The sequence below is a fragment of the Sulfuricurvum sp. genome (assembly GCF_019163035.1).
Taxonomy (GTDB): Bacteria; Campylobacterota; Campylobacteria; order Campylobacterales; family Sulfurimonadaceae; genus Sulfuricurvum.
Genome location: NZ_JAFLKV010000114.1, coordinates 1 through 9322 on the forward strand (window position 1 = coordinate 1; position 9322 = coordinate 9322).

Annotated in this window: 12 protein-coding genes; 9 read left to right on the forward strand and 3 right to left on the reverse strand. The window is 41.7% G+C overall.

The window, feature by feature from the left end; genetic code table 11:
• Positions 1–115 precede the first annotated feature (115 nt).
• Positions 116–523 (forward strand): DUF4175 family protein, encoded by a 408-nt coding sequence (locus tag JZU62_RS08085; protein ID WP_295013654.1) that lies wholly within the window; start codon positions 116–118, stop codon positions 521–523.
• Positions 524–605: 82 nt separating this feature from the next.
• Positions 606–1019 (forward strand): hypothetical protein, encoded by a 414-nt coding sequence (locus JZU62_RS08090; RefSeq protein ID WP_295013656.1) that lies wholly within the window; start codon positions 606–608, stop codon positions 1017–1019.
• Between the two features lie 83 nt (positions 1020–1102).
• On the opposite strand, the gene JZU62_RS08095 is transcribed toward JZU62_RS08090, so the two are convergent.
• Positions 1103–2431: an LPO_1073/Vpar_1526 family protein gene (locus tag JZU62_RS08095; protein WP_295013658.1), complete on the reverse strand. Its 1329-nt coding sequence runs from the start codon at positions 2429–2431 to the stop codon at positions 1103–1105.
• A gap of 273 nt (positions 2432–2704) precedes the next feature.
• Here JZU62_RS08095 and JZU62_RS08100 point away from each other — a divergent pair, with 273 nt between their 5' ends.
• The 5 genes from JZU62_RS08100 to JZU62_RS08120 all read left to right on the forward strand — a co-directional run bounded on the left by JZU62_RS08100 (position 2705) and on the right by JZU62_RS08120 (position 7446).
• Positions 2705–3457, forward strand: a complete 753-nt coding sequence (locus JZU62_RS08100; protein WP_295013660.1) for an arylamine N-acetyltransferase — start codon at positions 2705–2707, stop codon at positions 3455–3457.
• A 9-nt stretch (positions 3458–3466) separates the two neighbouring features.
• On the forward strand, positions 3467–4183 hold the full coding sequence (locus JZU62_RS08105; protein WP_295013662.1) for a penicillin-binding transpeptidase domain-containing protein: 717 nt from the start codon (positions 3467–3469) through the stop codon (positions 4181–4183).
• A 14-nt stretch (positions 4184–4197) separates the two neighbouring features.
• Positions 4198–4815 carry a hypothetical protein gene (locus tag JZU62_RS08110; RefSeq protein ID WP_295013665.1) on the forward strand — a complete coding sequence of 206 codons (618 nt, stop codon included), beginning with the start codon at positions 4198–4200 and terminating at the stop codon, positions 4813–4815.
• Between the two features lie 122 nt (positions 4816–4937).
• Positions 4938–6890, forward strand: a complete 1953-nt coding sequence (locus JZU62_RS08115; RefSeq protein ID WP_295013667.1) for a diguanylate cyclase — start codon at positions 4938–4940, stop codon at positions 6888–6890.
• Between the two features lie 25 nt (positions 6891–6915).
• On the forward strand, positions 6916–7446 hold the full coding sequence (locus JZU62_RS08120) for a carboxymuconolactone decarboxylase family protein (RefSeq protein ID WP_295013669.1): 531 nt from the start codon (positions 6916–6918) through the stop codon (positions 7444–7446).
• 2 nt (positions 7447–7448) lie between these two features.
• Here the strand turns inward: JZU62_RS08120 and JZU62_RS08125 are convergent, their stop codons facing one another.
• Complete coding sequence (locus JZU62_RS08125; RefSeq protein ID WP_295013671.1) at positions 7449–7916, reverse strand: methylated-DNA--[protein]-cysteine S-methyltransferase; 468 nt, start codon at positions 7914–7916, stop codon at positions 7449–7451.
• 115 nt (positions 7917–8031) lie between these two features.
• Between JZU62_RS08125 and JZU62_RS08130 the strand changes: the two genes are divergently transcribed.
• Both JZU62_RS08130 and JZU62_RS08135 read left to right on the forward strand, forming a co-directional pair.
• Positions 8032–8595 carry a DNA-3-methyladenine glycosylase I gene (locus tag JZU62_RS08130; protein WP_295013673.1) on the forward strand — a complete coding sequence of 188 codons (564 nt, stop codon included), beginning with the start codon at positions 8032–8034 and terminating at the stop codon, positions 8593–8595.
• A complete protein-coding gene (locus JZU62_RS08135; RefSeq protein ID WP_295013675.1) occupies positions 8592–8891 on the forward strand; it encodes a helix-hairpin-helix domain-containing protein in 300 nt (99 codons plus the stop codon). Before JZU62_RS08130 ends, JZU62_RS08135 begins: the two co-directional genes overlap by 4 nt.
• Here the strand turns inward: JZU62_RS08135 and JZU62_RS08140 are convergent.
• The coding region (locus tag JZU62_RS08140; protein WP_295013677.1) for an iron-containing alcohol dehydrogenase at positions 8888–9322 on the reverse strand (435 nt) is incomplete at its 5' end. The genes JZU62_RS08135 and JZU62_RS08140 overlap by 4 nt on opposite strands.

Here is a 9322-nt window from a genome sequence, read left to right on the forward strand (position 1 = left end):
AAAATTAAAAAAGAAGAACGAAACCTTTCATTGTTAGGGACTATAGCATATAAGCATTGTCGATTGTAGGAATATGATTTGCTTCTCAGACGATTAATACCCTAGAGGAGAGACGATGCGAGCCGTTTACAGTTCTTATAACAACAGTACAAACATCACCACCAATTCCTATCAACAAGACAAAGATAAATTGAACACGTTCATGGACAAAATGAAAAAATCGATCGAGAACGGTGATTATGAGAGTGCCAAAGCGTTGTTAGAAGAATCCAACAAATTGATCGAGTCGAATACCAACAAAAAAAGAAGCACCAAAATCGCTCAACAACAAGCCGAGTTCAAAAGCCAGTTGGATACGCTCTCAGATACTTTTGATAAACAAGACAAAAAATCAGCGTTAGAGACCATCGCAAAAATCAAAGATGAGCTCAAAAACAATAAAAATCTTGTTTTGAAAACGCACAGTTCTTCAGACATCGTTGCTGAGATACGATCGCAATTTTTGCTTTCCGTTTATGCTTAGGTCGTGCAGAAGATTTCGGAGCTTTATGAGGGGATGATGCGGCGGTCATCTTGTTTAATATGAGAAAAGCGAAAGGAGCTATGTGAGTATTTATGCTTTGCAATCACCGGCAGGCGGGTTTTTGGATGAAGATCTAAACCATTTTAATAAAGTTTTTGATAATTGGTGCGTACAGTTTGATAATTTTGAGGATGCTGCCACTATTGCGAGTACATTGGATAAGAAAAGATATTCTGATGTCGTCGAAATCACTCCTCTGAGCTATCCTAAGTATTTTTTTCATAATTTACAAGGGATAATACATGCAACACGCGAAGTTGAGGGGAATATTGTCTGTATTGTGGAACCTTTTATGGGATCGAATTTTCGTATCGCGGTTTGTAATTTGGAAACAAAAGCGGTGAGATTAACGGCAACAAAGTATAAAAATACGATGAGCGTCGAAGGTGCATTTGCGAACTTTACGATCAAAGATGACAAAGATTCTGAAATCTAGATCACGATCGGGTCAATAACCTGATCTCTATTTTTAAATTTAGTTATAGGTATCACCTGACCCCTCCTTCTTTATCTCAAGCATCAATCCATCGGTGGTAAACTCTCATCACACCTTTGAGCATTAGAATGGGCTAGTACTTTTCCAGCTGAGGTAATAGTAAAACTAGTAGGAATGTTGTCCCACCACTCTTTTAGGACTTTTAAGTTAGGTCTTTTATCCCATTCCTCCATGAAGACATTAATGTTCTTTTGCTTTAAATCATTATCTTGACTGTAAAGATCATATATAGAATTTATTGCTTCTACTTGGCCTTCTGACAACTTGACAGGCACAAGAACTACATTATCATCTTGTAGAACCTGTAGAGACAAAGTCATAGATTTAATTTGAGCTCTATTGGGTATTGGAATTCTTAGAAAATCAGAATTCAAACTATGCTCGACCAACAACCCCTGAGGTAAATTATTACTATCAAGTATTTCTATTGCTTTAGTGTAATTTTCAGAATCTTTCTTTATGCCTACATCAATATAGCCAGGTAATCTCTCTGGATAATATTGCTGCACCTTTTTTAGATTGCCAAATGAATTTATGCGTACTGTATTCAATACATCCAAATGGTCGAGCCAATCATTTCCAGAGGGTAGTTGCCCATAGATAACTTTTCCAAATAGATTATTTAAAGTATCCAATCCCTGCTGAATATTTCCGCTAGTCGGATAAAAGGTGTTTACCGAATGAGTCACCGTTAAGCCAAGCAAAGCATCATCAGAAACTTTATCTACAATATCTACAACAAGGCTAATAGCTGCTCGTGCAATGCGGTTATCACCTTTTTTAAATCTGTGCACAAGTAATTCGGATAATAAGTCATAGTCAGCTGGTCTTTCAGTAGATGCAGCTGTTTTTTGTGCTTCAACTAACAATAATTGAAAGCTAGGATCTGAAAATGCTTCCAAAGCGCCATCAACCTTTTCCATTTTAGGCATGAGACTATTTTCGAACTCATTGACCCTAGCACTGGCAATCTCTAATGCCTCTTGAGAATACTCTTTCCTCAACTGCAGGTTCATTTCTTGAAAGACTTCCCTTGCGCGTTTCTCATCAATCCCGACATGTACAACCATGCTTTCAGCTTGCATTAGCGAAGAGTGGTCTCCACCTTGTTGTATCTTTTTATTATCTGTGATTGTCTGATCCCCTGCAGCTTGGTAGCTGTGAGAGTCTTTTCCAGATTTTTGACTAAACTTCATCTTGGATTTTATTTCGTCGTTAGTGAAAATTTGTGTGAGTAGTGCACCAAATAATACAACTGATGTAACTGTGGGTTCCCAATCAGGAGTTGTTACCCACCATATAATTGCTCCGACAAGGGCAACAAAATTGATTATCACCAATATTATTTTCATTCTTTTCTCTTTTTTTAGCAATTTCTGAGGTGTTGTCTTTTTGTGCATAACTATTTATTCATGCCCAAAATATACCATTTTGCTAGAAATCCATTAGCTATTCGGGCATTAAAAATATCCTAATATCAGAAACATCCAACCAAAATTTTTCATACAGACATATTTTTAAACATTTTACAGCGTTTTTCTTAAAATCATTTCCGCAAACGCTTTAACAGTAGGCAAAGCGAAAAAAGAGGAAAATTCCCAAATCATAAGATAATTGGAACCCCGATGACAGCCGACAATTTCAATCTCACCGACTACCTCTCCCGTATCGGCTTATATGGGGAAGTGTCTCCCGATGTCGCAACACTCACTCAGCTCGTACAAAAGCAACTACGAAGTATCCCGTTTGAAAATACCGAAGTGCAGGCGGGGCGAATCCCATCGATGGTTCCCGAAGAAATAGTGAACAAAGTGCTGGGACGAGGGCGCGGCGGGTACTGCTACGAGATCAATGGTGTGTTTGCGATGGCACTCACCGTAATCGGTTTCGAGTGGTATTTCGCGGGGGCACGACCGATGTTTTATCCTATGCGCCGACCTAAAACGCACATGGTGGTGATCGTCCGTGTCGAGGGGAGAGATTATCTGTGCGATACGGGATTCGGGGGGTATGCTCTGCGCGCTCCGATGGAGATCGTGGAGGGTGAAGCGGTGCAGGACGGCGATCGTTTCCGCATGGAACTCATAAATGGGGAATACGTTGTGAGTTCTCTCGTGCAAGGTGAGTGGCAACGACAATATGGCTTTGCATTGCAACCGCAGGAGTGGATCGAGTTTAGCCTCGCAAACCATTTTAACGCCACCCATCCCGATACTATTTTTACGCAAAAGAAACTCGCAATCATGCAAACACCTAAGGGACGCAAGATTCTCGTGGATAATCAACTAAAGCTCATCGAAAATGGAGAAGTGACCTGTTTAGAAGTCGATTACGAGAGTGCTTTGAAAGAGCATTTTGCTCTAACTCTATTTATATAAGGAATAAGAATGAGAGCATTATTTATGCTTTTAATGACGTTACCTTTATTAGCAGTTGAACCTGACTTTGGTAAATTTGACGGTACAGCGGTCATCATCGATCTCAATAGTTCCACAAAAACCGTGTATGGCACTCATGCAGATGAGCGTGTCAATCCATGTTCTACCTTTAAAATTCTTAACTCCATGATCGCGCTCGATAGCGGTGTAGTGAGGGATGAGAACGAGACGATCAAATGGGATAGAGTTGTGCGGGGGTATCCTGCGTGGAATCAAGATCATTCGATGAGGTCGGCAATTTCGGTCTCGGTAGTATGGTTTTATCAGGAAATGGCTCGGTGTGTGGGAGCGGAGCGGATGGCTCGGATAGTTGCTCAGGCGCATTATGGAAATGGGGATACGTCTCGTACACTCACCGATTTTTGGCTGGGTGGGGGGAGCTTATTGATTTCTCCGTATGAAGAAGCAAGATTTTTAAAAGCACTTGTGGAAGAAAAACTCCCTTTTTCCAAACGTTCTATGAGAACGGCAAAAGATATCATTACTCTGAGAAAAGACAAACAGTCAATTTTGGCGGGTAAAACAGGAAGCTGCAATGGAATAGGGTGGTTTGTCGGATTTATCGAACGCTATGATGATACGCAAGTTTTTGCATTTCAGATCAGAGGCGATGGAGCCAACGGTGCCGAGGCGAAGAAAATTGCGCTTGAGTATCTCAAAAATTAAAGCGGAGAGCATCAATGAATCTTCAAAAACTAAAAATTGCCGAAGAAAGTTTTTTCACCTTTTACCCCAAAGGATTCGAAGACGAAGCACTGCTACCGATCATCAAACGGCACAATACGGCAAAAATAGGTGAAAGTGTAAGAGAACTATTTGCCCCTGAGAAATTTTCACGTACCGAAGAGATAGGTGAGAGCTTTGCAAAAATCGTCTCTAAATCCTCTCTTATCTCACTTTTTGAAAAACCAAAAGTACGGGATATGGTAAAACAGATGAGTATGGAACAGCAAGATATGTTTGCCATCGGATTGTATGAACTTTTGCACGCCGATCATGAGAAAGGATTTGGAATCCTCGTCGAGGTGCTCAGCATCTATAAACTCGCGAAATGGTCGATTGTGACATTGATCCCCTATTATTACGCACGGGATAAAGAGTTTTTTATCAAACCGACCACGACCAAAGATATTATCAAATTTTTCGAGATAAACGGTTTGAAGTATAAGCCCAAACCGACGTATGAATTTTATGTGCGATATACACAAATACTACAAGAGATGAAATTACAGGTGCGTCCTATGATAAGTCAGGACAATGCTGGATTTACCGGCTTTTTGATGATGGCGATGAAGTAGGAACGGCACAGGTTACGCAGTTTAGTGTGATTTAGTCACATCTTGCGACGATAAAACCTGTTTTTTAAGACAATTCTAATGTTGAAAAATCTATAGTAAAAGAAAGTAGTGCATAGGCGATTATGATTAATATTGATAATAACCATAAGTTCAGTGATTTAGTAGATGTTGCTGCTTTTGAACGACTGATGGAGAGCTTGTATAAGGCAACAGGGATCCCTTACGGTTTGGTTGCCGAAGATGGTGAACTCCTTTCTCAAATAGGGTGGACAAACGCTTGTGCACTGTTTCATCGAGTCAATCCGCAAACTAATCAACAGTGCCAAGAGAGCAATATCGAGCTTATGCAGAGTTTGCATGAGGGTGAAGTCGCCTGTGCCAAGTGTAAAAACGGTTTGATCGATTATGCAACGCCTTTGGTTATCGAAGGTCGCCGCTTGGCAACCCTATTTTTGGGGCAGGTGTTGAGCGAAGCACCCGATATGGAGTTTTTCGCTCAGCGCTCTTGTGAGTTTGGCTATGATGAAGCTGCGTACATGGAAGCGATACGTGCTGTTCCTATCGTTGCGAAAGAGCAGATGGAAGCGTTGATGGATTGTATGGTCGGGATGGCGGAGATGCTGGCATCGAGTGGTCTGGCACAGTTGCGTGAGCGTATCATGGAACATAACCTGAATAAGAGCACTGAAAAACGGGTTCAACTGGAAGATCTTCTGGACTCTTCTCCCATCGGGATCGGTTGGTCAAATCTCAACGGAAAGATTGAATATATTAACCATCAATTTACAAATTTGTTTGGTTATTTGTTGGAAGATATACCCACTATCGATATATGGTATCTCAAAGCTTATCCAGATACAAACTATAGAGAGAATATTGTAATACCGTGGTATAAGTCGGTGATAGTGGCGTATGAGAAGGGGATGATTCCTCCTGAACTGGAAGGAAATATTACCTGTAAGGATGGAACAGAGCGTCATATTGTTGTCCGTATTTCGTGGGTCGGTGATAAACGGCTGGTAAGTTTTAGCGATATGACTGCACATTGGCGAAGTGAACGGCGAAATCATGCGCATGATGTAATGCTGGAAATGGTTGCCAAGGGGAAGCCATTGAACGAAATTCTAAATGCTATTGTCCAAGCTATTGAAGCTGAAGATTCCACCTCTTTATGCAGTATATTATTATTGGATAAAGAGGGAAAACATCTGTTAAGTGGGGCAGCGCCCAGTTTACCTGACTTTTACAATGATGCGATTGATGGCGTAGAAATAGGTATGGGGGTAGGTTCGTGCGGCACGGCAGCTTATCTTGGGGAACGCGTCGTTGTCGAGGATATCATGAACCATGCGTATTGGCAACCGTATGCACCTTTAGCCGCGCAGGCAAGTTTGGGCGCATGTTGGTCAGAGCCGATTATCGCCTCAAATGGGCATGTTTTGGGAACGTTTGCAATCTATCATAGAAAACCGACTAAACCTGAAGCGAGCGATATCGAACGGATTAAATTTGCGGCAAATTTGGCGGCGATTGCTATCGAAAACAGAAATGTTCGGACAGAACTGGAGCATCGGGCATATTCGGACTATTTGACAGGATTGGCGAATCGTCGTTCTTTCATCGAACAGGCGGAATTAGAGCTTGCTCGTCATAACCGTTATGGGGATGACTTATCTATGATTATGTTTGATATCGATCATTTTAAATGGATAAATGATGACTATGGGCACAGTGTTGGTGATTTGGTACTGCAAAAGATTGCTGATATTTGCCGTGCTACCTTACGTGAGATTGACATCATCGGGCGGATCGGCGGTGAAGAATTTGCTATCCTTTTACCGCAAACGGATGCTTTGGAAGCTAAACACGTTGCCGAACGGTTGAGAATAGCTTTTTCACAGGGAGAAATCCCGTTGAGCGAGGGGCTACTACCGAGTTTTACCGCTTCGTTCGGCGTGAGCCCAGCAGATGATATAGCAAGTATTGATAAGTTGCTTAATCAGGCTGATGATGCACTGTATGAGGCAAAAGAGAGTGGGCGTAATCGGGTTTGTATGGCGCATAAAGTACAATAAATTTTAAAACCCTAAAAGGATAACAATGGCACACATAGCATTACCCGAGTTTGAAGAAATGTCCTCTTCGATTCAGGAGAAAGCTCGCCCGATTTTAGAAAAAACGGGAAAACTCGGTGAAATTTTCAAACTCTTAGCGTTGGATGAAAATATCTATTTTGCGACTGACGGGATGGTTCAACGTTTTTTACTCGATCAAACACATCTCTCCTACGAGATCAAAGAATCGATAGCTCTTCTGATTTCAAAAGAGAATGGCTGTAAAATGTGTGTTGATGTCCATAAATCGATTGCAAAAATGCTCGGACTCTCCGAACAGCGGATCGAAGAGGTACTGGAGGGGGTAGAGGCTATCACGACGAGCGATGCTGAAAAAGCGCTTCTCAATTTTTGTATCAAAGCATCCAAAAAAGAGAACTATAAAATCCTCAAAGAAGAGATCGATGCGCTTAAAGCCTTAGGATATACCGATGTGCAGATCGTCGAAGCCGTCTCTATTACCGGATATTTTAACTATATTAATACCCTTTCCAACGTCTTTGCTCTGGGGCAATAGCCCTAGAACATGGATTTTTCTTCTAACTCTAACAAAAACTCTTTTTTATCTATCCCTCCGGTGTATCCGCCAAGTCCACCGCTGCTAGCAATAACGCGGTGGCAGGGGATGAGGATCGCGATAGGATTGCGACCGTTGGCACTGGCGACTGCGCGGACTGCTTTGGGATTTCCAAATTGTTCAGCCTCTTGAGCATAGGAAATTGTTTTTCCGTAAGGGATGGTTAGAAGGGTCTCCCATACCTGTTTTTGAAACGGTGTTCCATCAGGATTTAGGGGGAGAGTAAACGGCTTTCGTTTCCCTGCGAAGTATTCATGCAGTTCTTTTTCCAGTTGGAGTAATAGTGGATGATTGGAATTTTCTATCTTACTTTCTGAATCGGTAAAGTCGAGTGAAGTGATTGCATTTTCAGCAGTGATTGCGATCATGGCTCCTATCGGGGTATTAATGATACGAATATTTTTTTCCATAAAAACTATTATAGTGATTTTAGTGTGAGTATATTCTTTTATTTCATAGTGACATAAAAAAGTGTAATAGAATGACTTATGCTATGATATTCGCAATTTAAAAGCGGAGAAATATATGTCGGTTTCACGTTGCGGATGGGTAAAACTGAATGATCCGGTTTATGTTGCGTATCATGATGAAGAGTGGGGAAAACCCCTGCACAATGATCGGGCTTTGTTTGAACTCTTTAGCTTAGAAACACAATCAGCCGGTTTGAGCTGGTTAACAGTACTTAAAAAACGTCAAGGGTACCGTGAGGTTTTTGAAGGGTTTGAGTTAGAGAAAGTGGCTTCGTATTCGGATGTAGATATTGATAGAATTATGGAGAGCGGATTGGTTATCAAAAGCCGTCCGAAGATTGAAGCGATTATCGCTAATGCTCGCGGATTTTTAGAAATAAAAAAAGAGTTCGGCTCCCTCGATAGTTATTTTTGGGGTAAAGTTGGCAGAAGAGCAATTATCAATGATGTTGTAGATTATAAAATGGCAGCGTGTACGTCAGAAATTTCTGATGCTATAACCAAAGAGCTCAAAAAAAGGGGTTTTAAATTTATCGGTTCTACAACGATGTATGCATTTATGCAAGCGTGTGGGATGGTGGACGATCATGAGAATGGATGTTGGTGTAAAAAGTCATGAATCCTACAAAAGTGATACGTGAAAAGGTTCTTACGTTGACTGATTTACCGAATATAGGGAAAACAGTGGCCCATGATCTAACTTTGATCGGGATCACCTCTCCCGATCAGCTCAAAGGCGAAGACCCTTATGATTTGTATGTTCGTTTTTGTGAAGCGTTCGGCGAGAGGCAAGATCCTTGTATGCTCGATATATTGATGTCGATCACCGATTTTATGGATGGTGGAGAGGCGCGTGTGTGGTGGGATTATACACCCGAGCGCAAAGTGCGCTACGGGGAGAAGATCAGACTTTAGGCGTTTCGAAGTATTTCGGCAATTGTTGCAGAAGAATATTCTTCCCCCATTCCCCATAATACAGCTAATCCATGCGCATTCTCGGCAATGTCGTCGATACGTTCACGCGAAATATTCGCTGTGGACAAGGTAATCGGTGCACCGATAGAGTTAAACCAGTTTTCCAAGGCTGTGATCCCCTCATCCGCAGTATCAAGGGCGAAAACTTCTTTGGCAAAGCGTTCAAATTGAGTCGGATTTTGCCCTTTATACCATTTCATCCATGCTGGAATAACAATGGCTAAACCCGCACCATGGGCGATATTAAAGAGGGCGGAGAGGGCATGTTCGATCATGTGGTTCGGGAAACTGCCTCCTCCTGTTCCAGAGTTTGTCAAGCCATTGAGCGCTTGAGTTGACGCCCATGCAAACTCGGCACGTGCATCGTAATT

Bases quoted from the DNA above. Each gene is read 5' to 3' on its own strand.
- JZU62_RS08085 (WP_295013654.1), top strand. From the start codon at position 116: ATGCGAGCCGTTTACAGTTCTTATAACAACAGTACAAACATCACCACC.
- JZU62_RS08110 (WP_295013665.1), top strand. From the start codon at position 4,198: ATGAATCTTCAAAAACTAAAAATTGCCGAAGAAAGTTTTTTCACCTTT.
- JZU62_RS08115 (WP_295013667.1), top strand. From the start codon at position 4,938: ATGATTAATATTGATAATAACCATAAGTTCAGTGATTTAGTAGATGTT.
- JZU62_RS08100 (WP_295013660.1), top strand. From the start codon at position 2,705: ATGACAGCCGACAATTTCAATCTCACCGACTACCTCTCCCGTATCGGC.
- JZU62_RS08105 (WP_295013662.1), top strand. From the start codon at position 3,467: ATGAGAGCATTATTTATGCTTTTAATGACGTTACCTTTATTAGCAGTT.
- JZU62_RS08135 (WP_295013675.1), top strand. From the start codon at position 8,592: ATGAATCCTACAAAAGTGATACGTGAAAAGGTTCTTACGTTGACTGAT.
- JZU62_RS08130 (WP_295013673.1), top strand. From the start codon at position 8,032: ATGTCGGTTTCACGTTGCGGATGGGTAAAACTGAATGATCCGGTTTAT.
- JZU62_RS08120 (WP_295013669.1), top strand. From the start codon at position 6,916: ATGGCACACATAGCATTACCCGAGTTTGAAGAAATGTCCTCTTCGATT.
- JZU62_RS08125 (WP_295013671.1), bottom strand. From the start codon at position 7,916: ATGGAAAAAAATATTCGTATCATTAATACCCCGATAGGAGCCATGATC.
- JZU62_RS08095 (WP_295013658.1), bottom strand. From the start codon at position 2,431: ATGAAAATAATATTGGTGATAATCAATTTTGTTGCCCTTGTCGGAGCA.